Here is a 22,771-nt window from a genome sequence, read left to right on the forward strand (position 1 = left end):
CAGTCAGGACAGCTGCTTCAAGTAAGCCTGATAGGTCTGATGCGGCTCAGGTTCGAAACGGTCCGGCATGACCTTCCAGTCCTCGACCCGGTCGAGGCGGAAGTCGCGGAAGCCGGCGCGCATCTCGCACCAGGCGGTCATCACCCAGATCGCGCCAAAGGCGGCGAGCCCCAGCGGCCAGAGGACGCGCTGGCTGCGCTCGCCGGGCAGCGAGTGATAGGCCACCCACACCTTGCGCTTGGCCGACAGCGCCGATCGGACATCGCCGAGGCAGGCCGGCACTTCCGGCTGGGCCGAGGATCGGAAGGCGTGGATGGGTGCCGAGATAAGGCGTTCGGCATGATCCTTCGGCAACATGCCGAGCATTTTCTCCTTCGCTTCCCGCGCCGCCTGGCCGAGCCTGGGATCCCCGAGCATCTCGACGGCGCGAAGCCCGAAGGCGAGCGCTTCCAACTGTTCGAAGGTGAATGTGAGCGGCGGCGCGTCGAAAGCCTCGCGCAGCATGTAGCCCACCCCGCGTTCACCCTCGATCGGCGCGCCGGAGGCGATCAGGTGATCCATGTCGCGATAGATAGTCCGCGGCGCGACCTCCATCTTCTCGGCGATCTCGGCTGCGGTCATCGCGCGACCTGTCGCGCGCATCAGCTGGATGATCCGGAACAGGCGGTCGGCGGGGCGCATGCAGGCCTCCTTCGAAGGTAATGGCCAGAAGGTTGTCAGTTGCTCTGTGCTAGGTCAAGCCATCATCGTCAACGGGAGAGCCACATGACCACCAACACCATCCTAGAAATCGCGGTCTGCACCGTAACCGACAAACCGGCCGCGGAAGAGGCTCGTCGTGCCGCCATGGCTGCGGTCAAGACCTATCCAGGCTTCGTCAGCTGGCGGCCGCTCAACTCCATGGATCAACGCGACATGATCGCCGACCTCGTCGAATGGGCCGACAAGCAAAGCGCCGACGCAGCAGCCGCAAAGGTTCAGGCAGATCCGGCCTTCGCACCTTACATGGCAGCGATCACGGGTGTTACGCTAATGCAGCACTTCGAGACGCAGGACACTATCCGAGACAATGGCTGAGCCGCTGAAACACCTGATCGGCCCAAACACCGCTCGCGACACGGCAGAGGCCGTGGCGCGGGCGAGTGAGACTTTCGATCGCGCCGCCTTCCTCGCTGACATCCTGCCGGTCATCGACGACCTGGAACTGATGCAACGTGGTCAATGCATTGCGGATGCGCTGCACCGCCATCTGCCGGACGATTTCGAGCAAGCAGCCTCCATCCTGCATTCTTGCCTCCCAGGACCGGAACAGGGCGGCCTCAGCGGCTGGGCCCTCCTCTCCTTCAATCAGTATATTGCCGCCCATGGCCGCCGCGATCTCGTAACCTCCCTCGGCCTTCTGAAGGCACTGACGCCGCATTTCACCGGAGAATTCGGCATCCGCCCCTTCATTGCCGAAGAGCAAGACAGGGCCCTGGCGATTATCGCCGGCTGGGCAAACGACCCGAACCACCATGTCCGGCGACTTGCCAGCGAAGGCACCCGCCCCCGCCTCCCCTGGGCCATGCGACTACCGCGGCTGGTCCGGGAACCATCCCCGATCCTGCCAATCCTCGAAGCCCTGATTGACGACCCCGAGGATTATGTCCGCCGCTCGGTTGCCAACAGCCTGAACGACATCGCCAAGGATCACCCGGATCTGGTAGCAGACTTCGTTGAACGGCATAGGGCCGGCGCTTCCAAGGATCGGCTTTGGCTGCTCAAACACGCCTCGCGCACGCTCATCAAGAAGGGCCATGCCAAGGCGCTCGCCAATTTCGGCTTCGAGCCACTCTCCGATGTCACCGTGACACTGGCTCTTGCAAACGACCGCGTGAGCTTCCCCGGAGAGCTCGGCTTCGAGGTCCGGCTTCGCAACAATGGAATTGAGGTACGCACCGTTCTGGTCGATTACGCCATCCACCATCAGAAGAAGGACGGCTCGCTCTCGCCCAAGGTCTTCAAGGGCAAGAGTCTGATGATACGGCCCGGAGAAAGCCTGGCGTTCGCCAAGCGCCACACCTTACGGCCGATCACGACGCGGGTCTATCATCCTGGCGTTCACAGGCTGGAAGTCATGCTGAACGGCGTCGTTCAGGCCGGGGCAGATTTTGAGCTGACCGCCCTGCAAACACCGATGACGGGAAGCGGCGCAACCATTGAGACACGATAGAACGAGAGAGGCCCGCCGGAAGCGGGCCTCGAATAGATTGAGATAGCGGTCCTGCGCCTCAGTCGTTTTCGATCTTCAGCAATTCGCCCGAGACGGGATGGAAGGTCGCTTCGACACGCTGACCGTCGCGCATCCCCTTCACCTCATAGCAGCCGTCATCGACGGTGATCTCCTCGGCCCTGACATTCGCAGCCAGAGCCTTCTGCTCCATGTCCCCGAGCGACATCCGCGCATCAGCCGCCACATCCCGGCAGGACGGATCGTCATCGGCCTGAACGGATCCGATCGAAGCGGCAAGGATAAGGGCAGATGCGGCGAGAAGGGTCTTCATGGCTGTCTCCATTTGTCATTCATCGGGTGACGCAGTGCCAAAGGGTACAGATCGCGGCTGTCACCGAAGGCCGTCCCGAAACGGGCGTCGTCTTGTTGCAAACACCCGTCAGCCGTATTTGTTCACCTTGCGACTGCGACACCGGAGCCAAGGAAACGGACGAACCGATGGCGCACGAGGGACGACGCCGAGGAGACTGTTTTGTGCATTGCACTTGACTTCTCAGGCAAAAGGTATCATTTGCAGGTCAGCTTTTACCTTCCGGCCGCCGCGTGAGCGTGCCCAGCGACAACTGAGACGCGACGAAGGATAAGGCGCATGACATCAGGGCGGACATTCCGCCGATGCGCTTGGAAAGCTTTTTTCCAACTTACAAGTTCCCAAATCACGCGGGGTTCTTGACGCCAGTGCCAACCGGCTCGCGAAGAACGCGTTCCGGGGTTTGTGCATTTGGCGCCCCGAAAGGTATGACTTTGACAACTTTCGATGATCTTGGCCTCTCCAAGAATATCGTCGCGACGCTGACGACGCTTGGCTTCACGACCCCCACTCCGATCCAGGAGAAGGGTATCCCCGTCGTTCTCGGCGGTCGTGACCTGATCGGTCTCGCACAGACCGGCACCGGCAAGACAGCCGCTTTCGGCCTGCCGATGATCGAGATGCTCCTCAAGGATGAGAAGCGTCCCGACAACCGCACCACCCGTGCCCTCATTCTCGCTCCGACCCGCGAACTGGTAAACCAGATCGGCGACAACCTGCGCAGCTACCTGCGCCGCCTGCCGCTGAAGATCAACCAGGTCGTCGGTGGCGCCTCCATCGGCAAGCAGCAGCTGCAGCTCGAAAAGGGCACCGACATCCTCGTGGCCACGCCTGGCCGCCTGCTTGACCTGATCGCCCGCAACGCGATCTCGCTGCGCGCCGTGCGTTACCTCGTTCTCGACGAAGCCGACCAGATGCTGGACCTGGGCTTCATCCATGACCTGCGCAAGATCTCGAAGATGGTCCCGCCGAAGCGCCAGACCCTGCTCTTCTCGGCGACCATGCCACCGTCGATCGCCGATCTCGCTGCAAGCTTCCTGACCGACCCGCTCAAGGTCGCCGTGTCCCCTCCGGGCAAGGCCGCCGACAAGGTCGAGCAGCACGTGCATTTCGTCGCCGGCCAGAACGCCAAGACGGAAATGCTCAAGAAGATCCTCAACGACAATCCGGATGGCCGCTCCATCGTCTTCCTGCGCACCAAGCACGGCGCGGAAAAGCTGATGAAGCACCTCGACGCCACCGGTTACTCGGTCGCTTCTATCCACGGCAACAAGAGCCAGGGTCAGCGCGAGCGGGCACTGAAGGGTTTCCGTGACGGCGAGATCAAGACGCTGATCGCCACCGACGTTGCCGCCCGCGGCATCGACATCCCGGCCGTCTCCCACGTCTTCAACTACGATCTGCCGGAAGTGCCGGATGCCTATGTTCACCGCATCGGCCGTACGGCCCGTGCTGGCCGTGACGGCATCGCGATTGCATTCTGCGGTCCCGACGAAGGTCGCCTGCTGCGCGACGTCGAAAAGCTGATGGGCATCGACATTCCGGTCGCGTCCGGCGAACCGCCGGCAAACCTTGCACGCCCGGCTCGTCCGCAGCGTCGCGCTGGCGGCGGTGGCGGCGGCAACAACCGCAACCATCAGGGTGGCCCCGGTCGCGGCAAGTCGGAAGGCGGCGCCAAGGCTGATGGTCGTCCGGCCAAGTCCGGTCACCGCAAGGGTGGCAATGGCGGCGGACAGAACCGCAACGCCAATGGCGGCCAGGGTCGTCCGGGCAATGGCAGCGGCCAGGGCCGTCCGGCCCGCTCCGGCACTGCCGGCGGACGCCGTCGCGAAGCCTGAGCCAAGGCTTGAACCTGTTTGAATCTGAAATGGCGCGGTTCACACCGCGCCATTTTTCATAGCATCAGTCTTTCAGGATGACTGGCTCGACCGAGCTCTTCCGGTTGATCAGATAGACGCCGACCATGACCACTGAGGTGCCGATCATCATCGGTACCGTCAATTCTTCTCCGAACGCGATCGCTGCCTCAAGCGCGGCAAGCGGCGGAACGAGATAAATGAGCGACGCTGCCTTCGACACGTCTCCGCGACGGATGAGGTAGAGCAGCAGCGCGACGGCCCCCATCGAAATGCCGACCACCGACCAGGCGAGCGTGGCGAAGAAACCGAGGCTCCAGTCGATCCGCAGGTTTTCCAGAGCGACGGCCGCCGGAATGGTGACGATCAGCGCACCGACATATTGCAGCGTCGCGACCGACCGGAGGTCACCCTCTTTGACGAAACGCTTCTGGTAAAGCGTGCCGACCGTCACGCAGGCCATGGCGAGCACGTTCACTGCAACCGCATAGGCCGGAATGCTCGACGCATCGATGATCAGCATCTTCGGCAAGACCGCGATCGCCACACCCAGGAAGCCGATGACCAGACCGACCCGCTGTCCGGTATTGAGACTTTCCCCGATCAGATAGGCCGCGGCAATCCCGGTCATCAACGGCTGCAGCCCTGCAATGATTCCGGACAAGGCGGCCGGCACGCCCTGCCCGATCGCCCACCAGACCATGCCGAGATAGAGCCCGTGCAGGAACATGCCGGATACGATGGCATGCAGCCACCCGGCCCGCTGCTTTGGCCAGGAAACGCCGCCAATCCGACAGACGACATAAAAGAGGACGACGGCCGTGCCGTAGCGCACCACGAGAAAGGTCAGCGGATCCGCAAAGAATGTCGCGTATTTGGCGGAAATCCAGCCGGTCGACCACAGGAGAACGAAGAGGACAGGCGCAAGCCGGGCAAGGGTCATGGAAAAGTATCTTTCTTGGACCGGATCGCAACAGCCGGCAGAAAGCTTCGATACTGCGGCACCAGGCAACGGTCAAAAGAGTTTTCCTGCAGGCAGCTATGAATTCCGTTCAAGCGCGTCTTTGCAAAAAATCTCTCAGGCCGGCATGCATCTTTTTTCGGCAAATCCGGCCGGATAATGCCTGTCGAATTTTACGATATGCCAAATCACGCGGGAGTAGAGCCGCCGGGACCGGCAAAACAGTCGGGAACCTGCACAGGCTTTACGCGATTGCACTATTTTCCAGCAGATGTGGCCGTCTCTCTTTCTGCGAGCGGAGCCCGCGAACGACCTTGCATTGCCCAATTGGTTGTATTCAAATGAACAAAAAAGGGGATGGCGCCATTGGCATTTGATGAAATGATGACTGCGGACAACGATCCGCGCGCACCGTACCAGAACTACTTCGATTGGTATTCCAGCCAGGACCCGGCAAGGCTTCTGGCGAAGTCGCGAGATGCGGAGAACATATTCCGCAAGACCGGCATCACCTTCGCCGTCTACGGCCATGCCGACAGCGCCGAGAAGCTGATCCCCTTCGACATCATTCCGCGCATCATTTCCGGCCGCGAATGGCGCAAACTCGCCCAGGGCATCGAACAGCGCGTGCTGGCACTCAACGCCTTTCTCGACGACATCTACCACAAGCAGGAAATCATCAAGGCCGGCCGTATTCCCCGCGAGCTGATCGAGAAGAACGTCGCCTTCCTGCCCGAGATGATCGGCTTCCGCCCGCCGGGTGGCGTCTATACCCACATCGTCGGCACCGACATCGTGCGCACCGGCGAAGACCAGTTCTACGTGCTGGAAGACAATGCCCGCACCCCCTCCGGCGTCTCCTACATGCTGGAGAACCGGGAAACCATGATGCAGATGTTCCCGGAGCTCTTCCAGCTCAACAAGGTTCAGCGCGTCGAGGATTATCCTTATCTCCTGCGCCAGTCGCTGGCCTCTCTCGCCCCGCCCGGCTGCAAGGGCAAGCCGCGCGTCGCGGTGCTGACGCCGGGTATCTACAACTCCGCCTATTACGAGCACTCCTTCCTCGCCGACATGATGGGCGTCGAACTGGTCGAAGGCTCGGACCTGCGCGTCATCGACGGCAAGGTGAAGATGCGCACCACGCGCGGCTACGAGGCGATCGACGTGCTCTACCGCCGTGTCGACGACGACTTCCTCGATCCACTCACCTTCCGGCCCGATTCGGCGCTGGGCATTCCCGGAATCATGGATGTCTACCGCGCCGGCAACATCACCATCGCCAATGCGCCGGGCACCGGCATTTCGGACGACAAGGCGATCTACTCCTACATGCCGGAGATCGTCGAATTCTACACCGGCCGCAAGGCCCTGCTCGAGAACGTGCCGACCTGGCGCTGTTCGGAAGCCGACAGCCTCAAATACGTGCTCGAACATCTCGAAGAGCTCGTGGTCAAGGAAGTGCACGGCTCCGGCGGCTATGGCATGCTGGTCGGTCCGACCGCGACCAAGAAGGAGCGTGCCGATTTTGCCGACAAGCTGAAGGCGCGCCCCTCGAACTATATCGCCCAGCCGACGCTGTCGCTCTCGACGGTACCGATCCTCGTCAACAAGGGGATCGCGCCCCGCCATGTCGACCTACGTCCTTATGTCCTCGTCTCCGACAAGGTGCAGATCATTCCCGGCGGTTTGACCCGCGTGGCCCTCAAGCAGGGTTCGCTCGTCGTCAATTCCAGTCAGGGCGGCGGCACCAAGGACACCTGGGTACTGGAGGACTGACATGGTCATGCTCGGAAGAACTGCCAACGGTCTTTTCTGGATGTTCCGCTACATCGAAAGGGCCGAAAACATCGCCCGTCTCGTCGATGCGGGTCTGCGTATGTCGCTCACACGCTCGGGCGCCTCGGACGAGGATTGGGACGCGGTCCTGAAAAGCGCCGACGTCCGGCCGCTGTTTGCCGAACGCCATGGCAAGGTGACGGCCTCTGATGCCATCGACTTCATGCTGCGCGACACCGCCAACCCGTCGAGCGTCATGTCCTGCATCGACGCCGGCCGCAACAATGCCCGCATGGTGCGAACCGCGCTCACCCGTGAGACCTGGGAAGCGACGAACGAATGCTGGATCGAATTGAAGCAGATGCTTGCCCGCAAGTTGAAATCGGCCGACCTGCCCGAGGTGATCGATACCGTGAAGCGCCGCGCCGGCCTGATCCGCGGCGCCTTCCATGGCTCGATGCTCCGAAACGAACTCTACAACTTCGCCCGCATCGGCACCTTCATCGAGCGGGCCGACAACACCAGCCGCATCCTCGACGTCAAATACTACGTGCTTTTGCCGGCGATCACCCATGTCGGCTCCTCGCTCGACAACATGCAGTGGGAATCGATCCTGCGATCGGTCTCCGCCCATCGTTCCTATCGCTGGGTCTATGACGGGGAATACAAGGCGACCAACATCGCCGACTTTCTGATCCTGAGCGGTCAGATGCCGCGCTCGCTTGCCTATTGCTACGAGAAGATCGTTTCCAATCTCGGTTACATCGGCAAGGATTACGGCGAGCGCATCGCGGCACACGACACTGCCGACACGGTCTATGCCACCCTTCGGACGACCAATATCGACCAGATCATGGATCAGGGGCTGCACGAGTTCCTCGACAATTTCATTGCCCTGAACAACAAGCTGGGCAGCGAGATCACTGAGGGCTACAGGTTCTACAGTTGAGCAGGATTGAGCGCATGCGTCTCCGGATTACCCATACCACCGAGTATCGCTACGACGATCCCGTTCAGTATTCGCTGCAGCGCCTGCGACTGAGCCCACAGGATGGCCCGGGCCAGAAAGTGCTGTCGTGGAATATCGTCGTCGATGGCGCGAAGGTCGAAGCGGGCTTCAACGATCAGTTCGGCAACCACACGCACCTCGTCTCCACCGAAGGCGATAGCCACAGCGTTCACATCGTCGCTTCGGGTGAAGTCGAGACGGAAGACAGGGCCGGCGTCTTCGGCCCGCATCAAGGCTATGTGCCACTCTGGCTCTATCTGCGGGATACGCCGCTTACCAAGCCAGGCAAGCTCATCCGCGAACTCGCACGCAGCCTGTCGGGCGACAACGAGTTGGCGAAGATGCATGACCTCATGGGGAAGCTCAACGCACAGATCGCCTATGAAACGGGAACGACCGGCACGGAAACCACCGCCGAACAGGCGCTGGAAGCCGGCCACGGCGTCTGCCAGGACCATGCGCATGCCTTCATCGGCGCGGCACGGGTTTTGAGCCTGCCGGCCCGCTATGTCTCCGGCTATCTCATGATGGACGACAGGATGGAGCAGACCGCGACCCACGCCTGGGCGGAAGTCTATCTGCAGGGCCTCGGCTGGGTGGGCTTCGACGCCGCCAACAACCACTGCCCCGACACCCGATACATCAGGATCGCGACAGGCCTGTCTTATACCGATGCCGCCCCCGTCTCCGGCATGCGCATCGGGCTCGCCGGCGAAGACCTGACGGTCAAGCTGATGGTCGAGGCGACGCAGAGCCAGAGCCAGTCCCAGAGCTGATCCTTCGCCGCCGGGCTGGCTTGGATCATACGACGCAAGCCCCGCACCACGTCAGTCTGTTCTCCTGCAGGGAAAGCGCGGCAAGGTGACCGCTGCGGAGGTCTTTGCACGCATGCTGTTTGGCAAGTCGCTCTTCCAGTCGGTCGTCGACCGGCTCGGTGCCGAGGCGGAAGAAGCACCTCCGACAGAAGAGCCGACCTTCCGGATCAATGGCCTGTCGACGAGCTTCCTGCCGGAGACGCCCGAGCAAGCACCCACTCTTTCCGAACCGAGCGCAGATCCGAGGCTCGATGCCTATCTGTCCCTGATGTCCGATGAGGTCGCGCCGGCCGAGCCTGAACCGCCTGCCGAACCACCACCGGCCGCGCCCCCGCCACCGCCCGCCTGGCTGGACCGGCTCTCTCCGGAGGAGATCGCCGAGGATCTCGGTCTTGAGCCATCGGATGATCGCGAGCGCCTGCAGGAGCGACGACGGGCCTTCGCCCGCGACAATCATCCGGACCGTCTTGCCGAAGACTATCGTGACGCAGCAACTATTCGCATGAAAATCGCCAATCGCCTGATCGACGAAGCGATCAGACGATCCGATCTCGGATTCGGACGCTGAGAATCAGTCGTAGAGGCGCCTGAGCAGGCGGTTCACCGTATCGCGCTCGGCAACGCCGCCGAGTTGCTCCAGCACCCAGCGCTCGTGATCGATCCAGATCGGCATCAACTCTTCGAGATAGGCCTCGCCGGCCGGCGTCATGTAGAGCGACTGGACCCGGCGGTCGGTTTCCGACTTGCGGCGCTCGATATAGCCCTTGTTCTCCAGACCATCGACGATCGCGACGAAATTCGCCCGCTGAATGCCGAGTGCCTCGGCAACTTCGCTCTGCTTGGCACCCTGATTGTCGGTCAAAAGAAGCAGGGTTGCAAAATCGGTCGGGCGAAGACCTTTCGAAGAAAAGGCTTCGTTGAAATGCTGAAAGACGGCGAGCTGCGCCCTCCGCAGTCGATAACCCACAGCATCGTCCATGACTGAGAAGTCTAGACCAGACGTGTTGGGTACCAATTCATCCATAGTAATCTCAGGCATTTCCCCGCCATTATCATTATTGCCCCTCGGGCGACCGCTGCCCCCGACAACGACCTTCCTGTAACGATACTAACCGTTTAAGCCGTTGCCACAAGGGCACAATCGGCTTCACGATGGTGCGACCCGCAAATTTTGAACGTCTAACGTTCATTTCCCCCAGCTTGGGGCTTGGTGACCAGGGACGGCGCGAGCAATTGATCGGCATCTGCCCACTTCGCCCGCTTCACGGCCGCTGCCGTTGGTTTACCCAGCCGTCTACTGTTTTTCGGATTGATGCGCGCGAGCGACTGCGCTATGACCGCTTCTGGAACGGCGAGTCATATCGCCTTCGGATGCACCCGTAGCTCAGCTGGATAGAGTGTTGGATTCCGATTCCAAAGGTCACAGGTTCGAATCCTGTCGGGTGCGCCATTCTCTTGTTTAATCAATCCATCGAACGACAGTGGCTCCGACCGTGTTGCTGCCTCTGCCCGTGTCTGTCCGATAACGCGGACGTGATGGGATTTCTCCGTTCAAGGCTTTACCCGTCAGCCCCATTGCTGTGCCAAGCCCCCGAAAACGCTGGACTTTAAGCCAGGAGAAATCCATCCTCCACACGTTAGAGGGAACCGGAATCGCATTTGCACCCGGCCCCTCGACGGTGAAGCGCCGAAGAGCGCTCTGGGGAGGAAACATGGAACACATTTTCACGCCGCCACGCCCGTGGCTGGCGGCTTACGGAACAGGCATCCCGCAGGAACTGGGCGACCTGCGCTATCGCAGCATCGCCGAACTGGTGGATCGGTCCTGCGCCGAAAACGGTCCGCGCAAGGCATTTACCTGCGTCGTGCCGAACGGCATGAATGGTAGCCTGACCTACGACCAGATCGGCGAGATGTCGGATGCCTTCGCGGCTTTCCTACACCATGATTGCGGCCTGCGCGCCGGCGACCGGGTCGCCGTGCAGCTGCCGAACGGCCTGCCCTATCCCGTGGTCGCCTTCGGCGTCTTCAAGGCCGGCTGCATTCTCGTCAACACCAACCCGCTCTACACGCCGAGCGAAATGATCCATCAGTTCAACGATTCCGGGGCCAAGGCGCTTGTCATCGTCGACATGTTCGCCGACAAGCTGGCGGAAGTCGTGCCGAAGACGGGAATCAAGACCGTTGTTCTCGCCGGCGTGCCGGAATTCTTCCCCAAGCTGCCCGAGATCATCATTCGCGGTGTCCAGAAGGTCTGGAACAAGGTACTCCCGCCTATCCCGAACATCGGCGTTCCCGTTTTGCGGATCAAGGAAGCGCTCGCCAAGGGAAGGAGCCACGGCGCCGACGTGAAGGCCATGTGGGCGGCCTCGGGCCCCGACGACCTCGCGCTTCTGCAATATACGGGTGGCACCACCGGCGTCGCCAAGGGCGCCATGCTCACGCATGGCAACATTTTGACCAATCTCGACCAGGTGCGTGCGGTATCCGGCGGCGTGATGGCCCGCGAGGATCAGGTGCTGACGGCGCTTCCGCTCTATCACATCTTCGCCTTCACCGCGAACCTGATGACCTTCTTTGAACTCGGGGCGCGCAACATCCTGATCCCCTCGCCGCGCCCGGTCCAGAACCTTCAGCGGGCAATCGAGAACTACCCGATCACCTGGATCACCGGCGTGAACACGCTGTTCAACGGCCTGATGAACGAAGAATGGTTCGCAGCCTATCCGCCGAAGAAGTTGCGCGCGGCGATCGCCGGCGGCACGGCGCTGCACGAGGCAGTTGCAACCCGCTGGCGGGTGATGACGGGGACCCCGATCGCCGAAGGCTACGGGCTCAGCGAAACCTCACCGCTGGTGAGCTTCAATCCGCTGGATGATCGCGCCAAATCCGGCAGCATCGGCATTCCGGTGCCCGGCTGCGACGTCATTCTGGTGGATGGCGACGGCAAGCTGGTTCCATCGGGCGAGCCGGGAGAACTACTCGTGCGCGGCCGCCAGGTCATGCTCGGTTACTGGCAGCGTCCGGATGAAACGGCGACGGCCTTGCAAAACGGCTGGTTCGCGACCGGCGACATCGCCGTGATGGACGACCAGGGCTTCCTGAAGATCGTCGACCGCAAGAAGGATCTGGTCCTTGTCTCCGGCTTCAATGTCTATCCCAACGAGGTTGAGGACGCGCTCGCCAAGATGGATGCGGTACTCGAAGCCGCCGTCGTCGCCATTCCCGACGCCAAGACCGGTGAAGCCGTACGTGCCTATGTCGTCAAGAACCCGGACCACGACGGCGAGCTCACAGAGGAGGCCATCCGCAATCACTGCAAGACCCTGCTCAGCGACTATAAGGTGCCGAAATCCATCGTCTTCCGGGACACGCTGCCAAAGACGCCCATCGGCAAGATCCTGCGCAAGGATCTGAAGGCCGAAGTGCAGAGCGAATTCAAGAAGTGAGGGGCAGCCACCATGTTGACGGAACTTGAAACCACACTTCTCGGCATCATGATGATGGTGATCATGCTCGGCATGGGCGCCTCCATGACCTGGCGCGACTTCTTCATCGCCTTTCGCAAGCCCAAGGGCATCCTGATCGGGCTGCTAAGCCAGTATCTGATCATGCCCTTCCTCGGATATGCCCTGGCACTCGCTCTCGGCCTGCCGGCCGGCATGGCGGCGGGCCTGATCCTGATCGCCTGCATGCCGGGCGGCACCACCAGCAACATCTTCGCCTATTTCTCCAAGGGCGTACTGGCGCTCTCGATCATGATGACGACTGTCTCGACACTCGTCGCGGTCGTCACCGTCCCCTTCCTGCTCAGCTTCTACAGCGGCCTCGCGGGCCTCGGGGGCGAATACGTGATCCCGGCCGGCAATGTCGCGCAGGTGCTCGTGGTGTTGCTCGTGCCGACCGTACTTGGCATGTTCCTGCGCAAGATGAACGCCAATGTCGGCGCCACGATCGAGATGATCGGCTCGCTGCTCGGCGTGGTCGTCATCCTCTTCCTGATCGGGTCCTGGGTGCCGCGCAATTACCAGATGCTGCTCGACACCCCCTTCCCCGTTTACATCGCGGCAGTCGGGATCGGCCTGACGGGCATGCTGCTCGGCTATTGGCTTGCCCGGGCGCTCCGCCAGGACAGCAACCGTGCCCGCACCATCAGCCTGGAAACAGGCATCCAGAACGGGCCGCTCGCGGCACTCATCGTGACACTCTCCTTCACAGGCATTCAGCAGCAAGAGGTTCTGTTCATCCCGATCCTCTACAGCCTCTTCATCGTCATCACCTCGTCCTTTATCACCATGTGGTATCGACGAAGCGCAACAGCCGAGGCTCTGGCCCGCGATGCCGCGAAGGTTCGGGTCTGACGGCAGCAAGGCTGATGGGAACACCACCCGGCAGCTAATGTAGTCCCCTTGCCATCGGATCGAGCCCGCCAACTTCCAAGTTGGCGGGCATTTCCGTGGCGAGTCTCTGCCTACACCGGGATCCCGATGCAGACATCATCACTCAAGGTCGACCTCTGCACGAGACGAACACGTCATGCCCCAAACGAAAAGCCCCACCGCAATGGGTGGGGCTCTTCAAACGATCGGTGGGAAGAGGCGGCGAGCGCCTCCCCTGATCAGAGCGACTGGTAGGCTGCGATGACAGCAGCGATCTGATCGTCTTTCAATGCCTGGATCTGTGCAGACGTCAGGGCCCGCAGCTGATCGCTGGTCAGATCATCGATGTCCTGCGTGGAGAGACCAGCAAGAGCTGCCGTGTTGATCGCGGCAATGTCGGCGGTCGAGAACTCGGCCAGATCTTCGCTCGACAGGGCGCTGATGCCAGCCGAATTCAGAGCCGCCACCTGCGCCGGTGTCAGCGCTTCGATCTGGTCCGTGGTCATCGCCACCAGCTGGTCGGTAGAGAGGGCCGCAATGGCGCGGGTGCTCAATGCCATCACCTGGTCGGTGCTGAACGAGGCCAGATTCTCGGTCGAAAGCGAGCGGATCTGGCTCGAGGTCAGTGCTGCGATCTGGCCGGTGGAGAGCCCGTCAATCTGATCAGAATTCAGCACACCCACCTGGGCAGAGCTGATCGCAGCCACCTGAGCGGCGCTGAGGCCGGTCAGCTGAGCCGAGGTCAGTTCGGCGAAGTTGGCGGTCGACAAGGCCGCAATGGTCCGCGTGCTCAGAGCCCCGAGTTCAGCCGACGAGAAGGTCGCCATGTCCTCGGTTTCGAGACCGCCGATCGCTGCGGTGCTCAGCGATGCCAGCTGGGCGGACGACAAGACGTCGATCTGGTCGGTCGAGAGTGCCCTCACCTGGCCCGAGCTCAGGCTTGCGAAGATACGGGTTCCGAGTGCCGCAATCTGTTCCGTCGAGAAGGAAGCCAGATTGTCGGTCGACATCGCGGCGATCTGAGCGGTCGTCAGCGCACCTGCCTGCCCTGTCGTCAGACCATCGATGTCGTCAGTGGTCAGGACCCCGATCTGGGCAGTCGTCAGGGCGGCCACCTGAGCGGTGGTCATCCCGGCGAGCTGCGTCGAGTCGAGGGCTGCGAAGTTCTCGGTGGACAGGGCAGCCAGAGCCCGAGTGTTAAGAGCGGCGAGATCCGTCGGTGCGAATGTCGCGATATCCTCGGTCGTCAGACCGGCGACACCGGCGGAGCTGATTGCGCCGATCTGTGCCGTCGATAGGTAGTCGAACTGGCCAGACGTCATGGCTCCGATCTGCGCCGAGTTCAGGCTGGCAACGCCCGAGGTCGACAGACCCGGAAGCTGTAGAGACGTCAGTGCAGCCAGCGCGCCAGTCGACAGAGCCGCAACCTGCCTGGAGTTCAGGGAAGCGATCTGGCTCGAGGAGAGACCGGCGATCGTATCGCTGGTCAGCAGCGATACCTGAGTAGTGGTCAGCGACGCCAGCTGGTCGCTTGTCAGACCCGAGAGCTGGGTAGAGGTGAGAGCCACGAAGTTGTCGGTGCTGAGAGCTGCAATGGTGCGGCTCTGCAGGACGGCAATTTCGGAGGAGTCGAGGGTTGCAAGGTCATCAGTGCCAAGACCGGCGACCGCAGCAGAGCTGATCTGGGCAAGCTGGGCAGTCGACAAGGCCGCGAACTGAGCCGTATCGAGTGCTCCGATCTGGGCCGAGCTCAGCGCGCCAACCGATCGGCTAGAGATCGCCGCGACCTGCTCAGTATCGAGACCAGCGATCGCACCTGTCGACAGGCCGGAGATCGCGGCGGAGCTGATCACCCCGATCTCGGCAGCCGTGAAGGTGGCGATGTCAGCGGATGACAGGGCAGCGAGGTCGGCCGAGCTGAGCGCCATGATCTGACCCGAAGTCAGGGCTTCCACCTGATCCGTGCTCATAGCATCCAGCTGCTCGGAAGTCAGGGCGCCGATGGCTCTGGAGTTAAGGGCAGCCACCTGATCGGTCGACAGCGAAGCGATGTTATCGGTCGACAGAGCAAGGATCTGAGTGGAGCTCAGAGCAGCAACCTGGGTCGAAGACAGACCGTCGAGCTGGTCGGAGTCGAGGACAGCGAGCTGGTTCGTCGTCAAGGCGGCGATCTGGCCCGTTGTCAGGCCACTCAGCTGCAGCGAGTTGAGGGCAGCAATGTTGTCCGTCGACAGCGCAGCCAGAGCGCGAGAATTAAGCGCTGCCAGATCGGTCGATTCGAATGCTGCGACGTCCTCGGTTGCAAGGCCGGCGACCGCGGCGGATGTAAGGGCGGCAAGTTGGCCGGTCGTCAGCACACCAATCTGGTCGGACGACAGGGCGGCGATGGCCTCAGAGCCGAGGGCCCCGACGGCGCGGCTGCTGATCGAAGCCACCTGGGCCGTGTCAAGCGATGCCAGGGCGTCGGTAGTCAGCGCCTTGACCTGCGAGCTGGAGAGCATCGCGATGAGGGCCGTCGTTATCCCATCCAGCTGATCACTGACCAGGCTCTCGATCTGGCCGGTGGTCAAAGCGGTGACCTGACCAGTCGTGAGACCGGCCAACTGGGTTGAGTCGAGCAGTGCAAAGTTGCTGGTGCTGAGTGCTGCCAGAGTTCTGGAGTTCAGCGCACTAAGTTCCGCAGACGTCAGGGTGCCGATAGCCGAGCTGTCGAGACCGACGATCGCCGCAGATGTCAGGGCCGCAAGCTGAGCGGTTCCAAGTGCGGCGAACTGGTCGGAGTCGAGCGCACCAAGTTGGGTGGAGGACAGGCTTGCGATGGCACGTGTATTGAGAGCGCCGACCTGTTCCGTCGTGAAGGAAGCAATCGCGTCAGCGTCGAGGGCGCGAAGCTGGGCGCTGCTCAGTGTCGCGATCTGCGAAGATGTCAGACCGTCGATCTGATCGGTGGAGAGGATGCCGACCTGCGTGGTGGTCAGCACAGCCATCTGCGCCGTCGTCAATCCTGCGATCTGGTCGGAGCTGATCAGTGCCAGGTTGTCGGTCGAGAGCGCGGCAATTGCACGAGAATTCAGGACAGCGAGTTCTGTCGAAGTGAGGGTGCCGATGGCATCGGAGTTGAGGCCGCGGATTGCTGCAGACGAGAGGACGGCCAGCTGTCCGGTTCCAAGTGCTGCGAACTGGTCGGAGGTCAGCACGTTCAGCTGTTCCGACTTCAGAGAAGCAATGGCGCGAGAGCTGAGCGCACCGATCTGTTCGGTGGACATCGAGGCGATGCCATTCGTGCTGATGGAGGCAAGCTGCGAGGAAGAGAGTGTAGCTACCTGTTCTGTTGTCAGGCCATCGATCTGCCCGCTCGAAAGTCGGCCGACGAGGTTGGTCGACAGGGCAGCGATTTGGGCGGTTGTTAGGCCGACGATCTGGTCGGAGCTGAGAGTCATGAAGCTGATTGTCTGCAGCGCAGCCAGCGAACGCGACTGCAAGGCAGCGAGTTCGGTGGAGGAGAAGGTGGCCACATCCTCGACTTCGAGGGCGGCAACGGCAACCGAGGTCAGCGCTCCGAGCTGGCCGATCGACAGTGCGGCGATCTGGTCCGAGGTCATGGCGGTGACCTGAGCTGCAGAGAGCGCAGCCACGGCGCGGGTGTTCATTGCAGCGATCAGCTCAGTCGAAAGCTCGCCGATCACGTCGGTGGAGATGCCGCGGATGGCGGTCGAACTGATGACCGAAAATTCGGCTGTGGTGAAGGTATTGATGTCTTCAGATGAAAGGGCCAGCAGGTCAGTCGACGAAAGGGCGGCAATCTGCGCCGAGCCAAGGGCTTCGATCTGATCACTCGTCATGGCGGTGAGCTGGGCCGCCGTCAGGGCGCCAACCGCGCGGCTGCTGAGCGCAGCGACCTGCTCGGTGGAGAGAGACACCACATTGTCCGTACCGAGCGCGATGACCTGGGCGGAGCTCAGGGCACCGACCTGGGAGGCGCTGAGGCCGTCAAGCTGAGCACTGTCGAGTACAGCCACCTGCGCCGTTGTCAGTGAGGCGATCTGCCCGGTCGAAAGGGCGGTGAGCTGCTCGGATGTGAGGCTCGCGATGTTTTCGGTGGAGAGAGCAGCAAGCGCACGGGAATTGAGTGCTGCGAGTTCCGTCGAGGTGAAGGTTGCAAGATCTTCCGTCTCCAGCCCCTTGACGGCGGCGGAGCTCAGCGAAGCGAGCTGCATCGTGGACAGGGCAGCGACCTGGTCGCTGCTCAGTGCAGCCACCTTGGCGGAGTTGAGGACACCAATAACACGGCTGCTGAGCGCACCGACCTGTTCGGTCGAGAGCGAGGCCAGCGTATCCGTCGTCATCGCGTTCATCTGGGCGCTGGTCAGGCCGGCGATCTGGGCAGAGGTTAGACCATCAGCCTGATCGGAGCTCAGTACGCCAATCTGTGCTGCAGTCAGTCCGGCGATTTTCGCTGAGGTCAGGCCGACCAGCTGGTCGGACCCCAGAGCTGCGAAGTTCGTCGTCGAAAGGGCGGCAAGCGTCCTGGAGCTTAGGGCGGCCACACCGTCTGAGGTGAGTACGGCCATATCGTCGGTGCCGAGACCTGCTACCGCCGAGGACGTCAATGAAGCGAGTTGACCGGTGGTCAGCACAGCGATCTGGTCGGTCGACAGGGCTGCGATCTGGGTCGACTTCAGCACCGACACTGCACGGCTGTTCAGGGCAACGATCTGGGCGCTGGAGAAGGAGGCAAGGGCATCGGTAGAAAGAGCGGCGATCTGGCGCGAGTTGAGGGCCGAGATCTGCGATGCGTCCAGGCCGTCGATCTGATCCGAGGTCAGGATTGCGATGACAGCGGTCGAGAGCGCGGCGATCTGGCCGGAGGTCAGGCCGGATAGCTGGCTGGAATCGAGAGCGGCAAAGTTGGCAGTAGAGAGACCGCCGAGAGCGCGGGTGCTGATAACCGCGAGTTCCGCCGAGGTCAGCGTCGCGATATCGTCAGTCTGAAGGCCGGAAAGAGCGGCGCTGCTCAGCGAAGCGAGCTGGCTGGTGGTCAGAGCAGCGAATTGCTCCGATGTCAGGGCCGTCATCTGCGATGAAGTCAGCGCACCCAGCTGACGGCTGCTCAGGGCAGTCATCTTGGCGCTGTCGATGACGGACAGCTGGTCCACCGTCAGGCCGCGGATGGCGACACTGGAGATCGCACCGAGCTGGGTGGCGTCGAGCTGGTCGAAATCCTCGGTCTGGAAGGCGGAAATCTGTTTGGACGAAAGCGCAGCGACCTGAGCGGAGCTCAGCGCAGCAACGTCGTCGCTCGTGAAGGAAGCGATGGTCGCCGTAGACAGCGACTTGATCTGGGTGATGCTCAGAGAAGAGATAATCGAGGTCATTTGACGCGCGCCTTCAACGTTAGCGATTGGCCGTTGCATTCCTTTGCCACCGGTCGGGGGAGCACTTCGGGTGCCTCACCGCGCGACCCAGGGAGCATCCTGCGCCCTGAATGGCCACAATCCGAACGCAAGCGCAGATCGATCGCGCTTACCGTGCGGTGTCCTTACGGACGAAAGTTTTTAAGTGGAACATGGCTCGACCGAGCCTGGCGTTGGAGAGGGCATCATGCATGCAGAGTTGATCTCTGCTTCCCACACCTTTTGGAACGTCTACCCCCGGACCCGGGAGACGACCTTGCCTCATCTTTCCGCAAACACAGAAATACGATGAGACGAGTCTTGCCCAGATGATTAGGGCGCACACTCTAATTTTCTATTAACAGTCACCCCCGGAACTCACCTGTCTATTCTTGGCAGAAAGCTACAACGGCACCTCTTAACCTCGGATGCTATCGCCAATGGCGAGTGATTTGGCAAGTCCTAAGATAAGGCGGACTGCGACCACGCAAGCCCAAAGCAAGCTAAGCTGATTAGGAGTTTTTTACACGCCGCTCAGCGGGAACGAAACCCGGCCACACTCGGCCGATGAGAGATGTCATGTCGATGGTGATACATACCGCATTCGCCCCGGAGCAGAACGCCCAGCTCGCAGCAGCTCTGGAAAAGTCGAGACGCCAGCAGCTTTCGCTGCTCGACGCCCTGCAACTGGCGGAACGGTGGTCGGCAGCCGGGCAGTTCGCCCTTGCGGCCGAACTCTACAAGACCTGGACGGCATTCAATGATCAAAGCCCGCTGCTTCACCTCGCCTTCTTCAACTATTCTGTGACACTCAAGCAACTGGGCGACAGCGCCGGCGCGATCAACGCATTGAAAGCGGCGCTCAAGGCCCAGCCGATGATGGGCCAGGCGCACATCAATCTTGGCCGAACCTACGAGGATTGCGGTCTGGGCGCCCAGGCGATCCAGCAGTGGCGGAGCTACGTGGACTCGACCGCCGAAATCACCCCCGACAAATCGGTTCATCGTCTGATGGCCCTGCAGCATATCGGCCGCGTCATGGAAGGCGCCGGCCTTCTGGAGGATGCCGAGACCGCGCTCTGGCAGGCAATCGAACTGCGTCCCGACAAACCTGAAGCAGGCCAGCACTGGATCTCGGTCCGCCAGCACCAGTGCAAGTGGCCGGTTGTCCAGGGATCGGAATATGTGACGAAGCGGCAGATGCTGGATTCCATCTCGCCGCTGCCGCTTGCCTGCTATGCCGACGATCCGCTCTACCAGATGGCCAAGGCCCATCGTTACTTCAAGATGCTCGCCGGCCGCCCGGATGCAGCCCATCTCAACACGCCTGTCCCGCGCAAGAAGGTCGGTACCGGCCAGCGTCTGCGCATCGGTTACGTCTCCTCGGACCTGCGCGACCATGCTGTTGGCTTCGCTTTGAGCGAAGTTCTCGAACTGCACGACAAGACATCTGTCGAAGTCTATGCCTATTACATCGGCGAGCCGCGCACCAATGATGCCACACAAAACCGGATGAAGGCCGTCATCGATGTTTGGCGCGACATCACCGCACTTTCGGACCTCGACGCCGCCCGGCAGATCATGGCCGACGAGATCGACGTCCTCATCGACGTCAACGGCTATACCAAGCTCGCCCGCACGAAGATCTTCTCCTACCGCCCTGCCCCGGTCATCGTGAACTTCTGCGGCTATCCCGGCACGATGGCGAGCCCGGTCCATCAATACATCATTGCCGACGAGCAGATCATTCCGCCCGGCAACGAACTCTACTACACCGAAAAGGTGCTCCACATTCCCTGCAACCAGCCGGTTGACCGCAAGCGCGCAATCGGACCGCGCCCGACACGCACCGAGGTCGGCTTGCCGGAAGACGCCTTCGTCTTCGCCTGCTTCAACGGCATGCAGAAGATCACGGCCCCCATCTTTGCCCGCTGGATGGCCATCCTGACAGCGACCCCCGGCAGCATTCTCTGGCTGCTCGGTGGCTCCGATGCCGTCAACCAGAGACTGCGCGACCTCGCGAAGTCCGCAGGTATAGACCCGGCCCGCCTCTACTTCGCCTCCAAGGTGCCGAACCCGAACCATCTAGCCCGCATCGCAATCGCCGATCTCTTCCTCGACACCTTCCCCTATGGTGCCCATTCGACGGCGTCGGATGCTCTGACGATGGGCCTGCCGGTGCTGACGCTCCCGGGCAAGAGCTTCGCCTCGCGCTTCTGCAGCAGCATCGTCAAATCGGCTGGGATTCCCGAACTGATCTGCACAAGCCCTGACGACTACGTCCGCAAGGCAGTGGCGCTGGCGAACGACAAGACGGAACTGGCACGGATCCGCAGCTCCCTGCAGGCCCAGCGCGAAACCTGCGCGCTTCGCGACATCCCGCGCCTCGTCCGCCGGCTGGAAGAACTCTACTGGCAGATGCAGGGCGAGCGCGAGCGCGGCGAGACCCCGGTTCCGGATCTCACCAACATGGAGATGTATTACGAAATCGGCTCCGAAGTGATGATGACCGAAGTCGAGTTCGAAGACGAAGAGGCCTATCGCAAGCGCTATCGCGACCGCATCTCCGCCTGGCACGATTTCCACCCCGTCCCGACCGACACACGTCTGTGGACGTAACGGCAGTGACGAAAGACTGCGGGCAAAGACCGAACTGGGCTGGGAGAGAATTGTGGCGCCTGTAATACTTGTGACCTTTGCCGGCCGGGAACACCGGATGCAGATCCTCAACAGCTATGTCCGCAAGGCCATGGCGGACGGTCTGATCGACGAATGGCATATCTGGGACTTCACCCGCGCGGCTGCCGATCACCAATGGGTCACGCGTGAGTTTGGCCCGCTCCGCTTCATGGGCGACGCCGTTGGCTACCATGCCTGCGGGACCGTCTCCGCACGGTCTCCGCTGCGGCTCGATGCCAGGATCAACAACGACCTGCATCTGGCGATCTTGCCAAAGCATGACCCGGACAATTTCTACGAGGTCGTCATTGGCGGCTGGAACAATCAGCAGTCCGTCATTCGCAAGGCGCCGCGCGCGCGGCTCAATGATGCCGACCGAGGTGACGCCCCGACTGTCTGGGCGAAGCTGACCCCGAGCGTGCTGTCGCCCGGCAGGGCAAACGAGGTCATCGTCTCCACCGACCACTCAGGAACACCCGAACTGATGGTCAACGGCGTCTTGCTCGGTAGCTGGCCGGACATCGCCCTGCCTGCTGGGGCCGACGTCATGGTCCGCGGCGGCTGGGGGGCCACGCTCGAACTCTGCCATGTCGACGCGCCAGTGCGCCGATACGTCGGCAACCCCGGCGAACAGATGCCCTATTTCCAAGCCTATCAGTATTACGCCCGCCGTCTGGCCGATTTCGCTGACGCACTCTTCCTGAAATGCGACGACGACATCGTCTACCTGGATCTCGACGGCCTCGCAGGCTTCATCGACCACCGTCGCAAGAACCCGCATTACTTCGTGACCTCGGCGAATGTCGTCAACAATGGCGTCTGCGCCTACTTCCAGCAGGCCTCGGGAGCGCTCCCCGCCTCGCTCGGCCATTTCGAGCGTCCACCGGGCGGCTTTGGCGGCACCCTTTGGACCGATCCGGACAAGGCAAACAAGCTGCATGACTTCTTCCTGGCATCGCCGGAGAAAGAGTTGCCGCTGCCGTCGAAGGTCGTCGACTGGCAGGAGCGCCAGTCGATCAACTTCATTGCCTGGCTCGGCCGCGACCTGCAGCATATGGCGCTCGCCAAGGGCGATGACGAGAAGATGCTGACCGTCGACCTACCGGCCTTCCTCGAACGCCCGACATGCATCTACTCTGACTTTACCGTCAGCCATCTGAGCTTCGGACCACAGGAGACCGGCGTCGACGTCAACCGGCTGATCGCCGCCTATGACAAGCTCATGCGCGAGAAGCTGTCAGCCTGAGTAATTCATGATTCGACCGGCGGGCAACCGCCGGTCTCTCTGCAATTAGGCGAGATGCGGCAGGCCGTGAGGCTG

General features: G+C 61.8%; 17 protein-coding genes and 1 tRNA gene. 13 read left to right on the forward strand and 5 right to left on the reverse strand.

All coding sequences use genetic code 11. The features are described from left to right. Nucleotides 1-3: 3 nt before the first annotated feature. A complete protein-coding gene (locus D4A92_RS21180; RefSeq protein ID WP_203017137.1) occupies nucleotides 4-681 on the reverse strand; it encodes a helix-turn-helix transcriptional regulator in 678 nt (225 codons plus the stop codon). A gap of 84 nt (nucleotides 682-765) precedes the next feature. Here D4A92_RS21180 and D4A92_RS21185 point away from each other — a divergent pair, with 84 nt between their 5' ends. Then, nucleotides 766-1,077, forward strand: coding sequence for a hypothetical protein (locus D4A92_RS21185; protein WP_203017138.1), 312 nt, complete (start codon nucleotides 766-768; stop codon nucleotides 1,075-1,077). Further along, complete coding sequence (locus tag D4A92_RS21190) at nucleotides 1,070-2,212, forward strand: DNA alkylation repair protein (RefSeq protein ID WP_203017139.1); 1,143 nt, start codon at nucleotides 1,070-1,072, stop codon at nucleotides 2,210-2,212. The genes D4A92_RS21185 and D4A92_RS21190 overlap by 8 nt, the downstream gene beginning before the upstream one ends. A gap of 58 nt (nucleotides 2,213-2,270) precedes the next feature. Here the strand turns inward: D4A92_RS21190 and D4A92_RS21195 are convergent, their stop codons facing one another. Beyond that, nucleotides 2,271-2,543, reverse strand: coding sequence for a PepSY domain-containing protein (locus tag D4A92_RS21195; protein ID WP_040299764.1), 273 nt, complete (start codon nucleotides 2,541-2,543; stop codon nucleotides 2,271-2,273). 467 nt (nucleotides 2,544-3,010) lie between these two features. Between D4A92_RS21195 and D4A92_RS21200 the strand changes: the two genes are divergently transcribed. Continuing rightward, nucleotides 3,011-4,420 carry a DEAD/DEAH box helicase gene (locus D4A92_RS21200; protein ID WP_203017140.1) on the forward strand — a complete coding sequence of 470 codons (1,410 nt, stop codon included), beginning with the start codon at nucleotides 3,011-3,013 and terminating at the stop codon, nucleotides 4,418-4,420. Between the two features lie 64 nt (nucleotides 4,421-4,484). On the opposite strand, the gene D4A92_RS21205 is transcribed toward D4A92_RS21200, so the two are convergent. Further along, nucleotides 4,485-5,381: a DMT family transporter gene (locus tag D4A92_RS21205; protein ID WP_203017141.1), complete on the reverse strand. Its 897-nt coding sequence runs from the start codon at nucleotides 5,379-5,381 to the stop codon at nucleotides 4,485-4,487. Here D4A92_RS21205 and D4A92_RS21210 point away from each other — a divergent pair. From D4A92_RS21210 to D4A92_RS21230, 5 genes are all read left to right on the forward strand, one after another. Then, entirely contained in the window at nucleotides 5,380-5,559 is a 180-nt protein-coding gene (locus D4A92_RS21210; protein WP_203017142.1) for a hypothetical protein, read from the forward strand. The two genes, D4A92_RS21205 and D4A92_RS21210, sit on opposite strands and share 2 nt — an antisense overlap. A gap of 206 nt (nucleotides 5,560-5,765) precedes the next feature. After that, entirely contained in the window at nucleotides 5,766-7,175 is a 1,410-nt protein-coding gene (locus D4A92_RS21215) for a circularly permuted type 2 ATP-grasp protein (protein ID WP_006725770.1), read from the forward strand. Between the two features lie 7 nt (nucleotides 7,176-7,182). Continuing rightward, a complete protein-coding gene (locus D4A92_RS21220; RefSeq protein WP_203020083.1) occupies nucleotides 7,183-8,124 on the forward strand; it encodes an alpha-E domain-containing protein in 942 nt (313 codons plus the stop codon). A gap of 14 nt (nucleotides 8,125-8,138) precedes the next feature. Beyond that, nucleotides 8,139-8,960 (forward strand): transglutaminase family protein, encoded by an 822-nt coding sequence (locus D4A92_RS21225; protein WP_203017145.1) that lies wholly within the window; start codon nucleotides 8,139-8,141, stop codon nucleotides 8,958-8,960. Between the two features lie 85 nt (nucleotides 8,961-9,045). Then, a complete protein-coding gene (locus D4A92_RS21230; protein WP_246753990.1) occupies nucleotides 9,046-9,567 on the forward strand; it encodes a hypothetical protein in 522 nt (173 codons plus the stop codon). Nucleotides 9,568-9,570: 3 nt separating this feature from the next. On the opposite strand, the gene D4A92_RS21235 is transcribed toward D4A92_RS21230, so the two are convergent. Next, nucleotides 9,571-10,023, reverse strand: a complete 453-nt coding sequence (locus D4A92_RS21235) for a MarR family winged helix-turn-helix transcriptional regulator (protein WP_246753991.1) — start codon at nucleotides 10,021-10,023, stop codon at nucleotides 9,571-9,573. Nucleotides 10,024-10,372: 349 nt separating this feature from the next. Between D4A92_RS21235 and D4A92_RS21240 the strand changes: the two genes are divergently transcribed. The 3 genes from D4A92_RS21240 to D4A92_RS21250 all read left to right on the forward strand — a co-directional run bounded on the left by D4A92_RS21240 (nucleotide 10,373) and on the right by D4A92_RS21250 (nucleotide 13,360). Continuing rightward, a tRNA-Arg gene (locus D4A92_RS21240) sits at nucleotides 10,373-10,449 on the forward strand. A gap of 262 nt (nucleotides 10,450-10,711) precedes the next feature. Next, a complete protein-coding gene (locus D4A92_RS21245; RefSeq protein ID WP_203017147.1) occupies nucleotides 10,712-12,448 on the forward strand; it encodes an AMP-binding protein in 1,737 nt (578 codons plus the stop codon). Between the two features lie 12 nt (nucleotides 12,449-12,460). Then, entirely contained in the window at nucleotides 12,461-13,360 is a 900-nt protein-coding gene (locus D4A92_RS21250; protein ID WP_203017149.1) for a bile acid:sodium symporter family protein, read from the forward strand. A gap of 257 nt (nucleotides 13,361-13,617) precedes the next feature. On the opposite strand, the gene D4A92_RS21255 is transcribed toward D4A92_RS21250, so the two are convergent. Beyond that, the gene (locus tag D4A92_RS21255) at nucleotides 13,618-18,753 is read right to left on the reverse strand and encodes a beta strand repeat-containing protein (RefSeq protein ID WP_203017151.1); all 5,136 of its coding nucleotides are present in this window, start codon (nucleotides 18,751-18,753) and stop codon (nucleotides 13,618-13,620) included. A 603-nt stretch (nucleotides 18,754-19,356) separates the two neighbouring features. On the opposite strand from D4A92_RS21255, the gene D4A92_RS21260 reads away from it, so the two are divergent. Both D4A92_RS21260 and D4A92_RS21265 read left to right on the forward strand, forming a co-directional pair. Next, nucleotides 19,357-21,390, forward strand: a complete 2,034-nt coding sequence (locus D4A92_RS21260) for a glycosyl transferase (protein ID WP_203020087.1) — start codon at nucleotides 19,357-19,359, stop codon at nucleotides 21,388-21,390. A 52-nt stretch (nucleotides 21,391-21,442) separates the two neighbouring features. Next, nucleotides 21,443-22,696: a hypothetical protein gene (locus D4A92_RS21265; RefSeq protein ID WP_246753992.1), complete on the forward strand. Its 1,254-nt coding sequence runs from the start codon at nucleotides 21,443-21,445 to the stop codon at nucleotides 22,694-22,696. Nucleotides 22,697-22,771 lie beyond the last annotated feature (75 nt).

Origin of the sequence: Rhizobium rosettiformans (assembly GCF_016806065.1) — a bacterium.
GTDB lineage: Bacteria > Pseudomonadota > Alphaproteobacteria > Rhizobiales > Rhizobiaceae > Allorhizobium.

Coding starts and splice junctions, on each gene's coding strand:
- D4A92_RS21210 (WP_203017142.1), top strand. CDS start 5,380: ATGGAAAAGTATCTTTCTTGGACCGGATCGCAACAGCCGGCAGAAAGC.
- D4A92_RS21250 (WP_203017149.1), top strand. CDS start 12,461: ATGTTGACGGAACTTGAAACCACACTTCTCGGCATCATGATGATGGTG.
- D4A92_RS21245 (WP_203017147.1), top strand. CDS start 10,712: ATGGAACACATTTTCACGCCGCCACGCCCGTGGCTGGCGGCTTACGGA.
- D4A92_RS21190 (WP_203017139.1), top strand. CDS start 1,070: ATGGCTGAGCCGCTGAAACACCTGATCGGCCCAAACACCGCTCGCGAC.
- D4A92_RS21180 (WP_203017137.1), bottom strand. CDS start 681: ATGCGCCCCGCCGACCGCCTGTTCCGGATCATCCAGCTGATGCGCGCG.
- D4A92_RS21200 (WP_203017140.1), top strand. CDS start 3,011: ATGACTTTGACAACTTTCGATGATCTTGGCCTCTCCAAGAATATCGTC.
- D4A92_RS21260 (WP_203020087.1), top strand. CDS start 19,357: ATGGTGATACATACCGCATTCGCCCCGGAGCAGAACGCCCAGCTCGCA.
- D4A92_RS21225 (WP_203017145.1), top strand. CDS start 8,139: ATGCGTCTCCGGATTACCCATACCACCGAGTATCGCTACGACGATCCC.
- D4A92_RS21255 (WP_203017151.1), bottom strand. CDS start 18,753: ATGACCTCGATTATCTCTTCTCTGAGCATCACCCAGATCAAGTCGCTG.
- D4A92_RS21235 (WP_246753991.1), bottom strand. CDS start 10,023: ATGGATGAATTGGTACCCAACACGTCTGGTCTAGACTTCTCAGTCATG.
- D4A92_RS21205 (WP_203017141.1), bottom strand. CDS start 5,381: ATGACCCTTGCCCGGCTTGCGCCTGTCCTCTTCGTTCTCCTGTGGTCG.
- D4A92_RS21185 (WP_203017138.1), top strand. CDS start 766: ATGACCACCAACACCATCCTAGAAATCGCGGTCTGCACCGTAACCGAC.
- D4A92_RS21195 (WP_040299764.1), bottom strand. CDS start 2,543: ATGAAGACCCTTCTCGCCGCATCTGCCCTTATCCTTGCCGCTTCGATC.
- D4A92_RS21220 (WP_203020083.1), top strand. CDS start 7,183: ATGCTCGGAAGAACTGCCAACGGTCTTTTCTGGATGTTCCGCTACATC.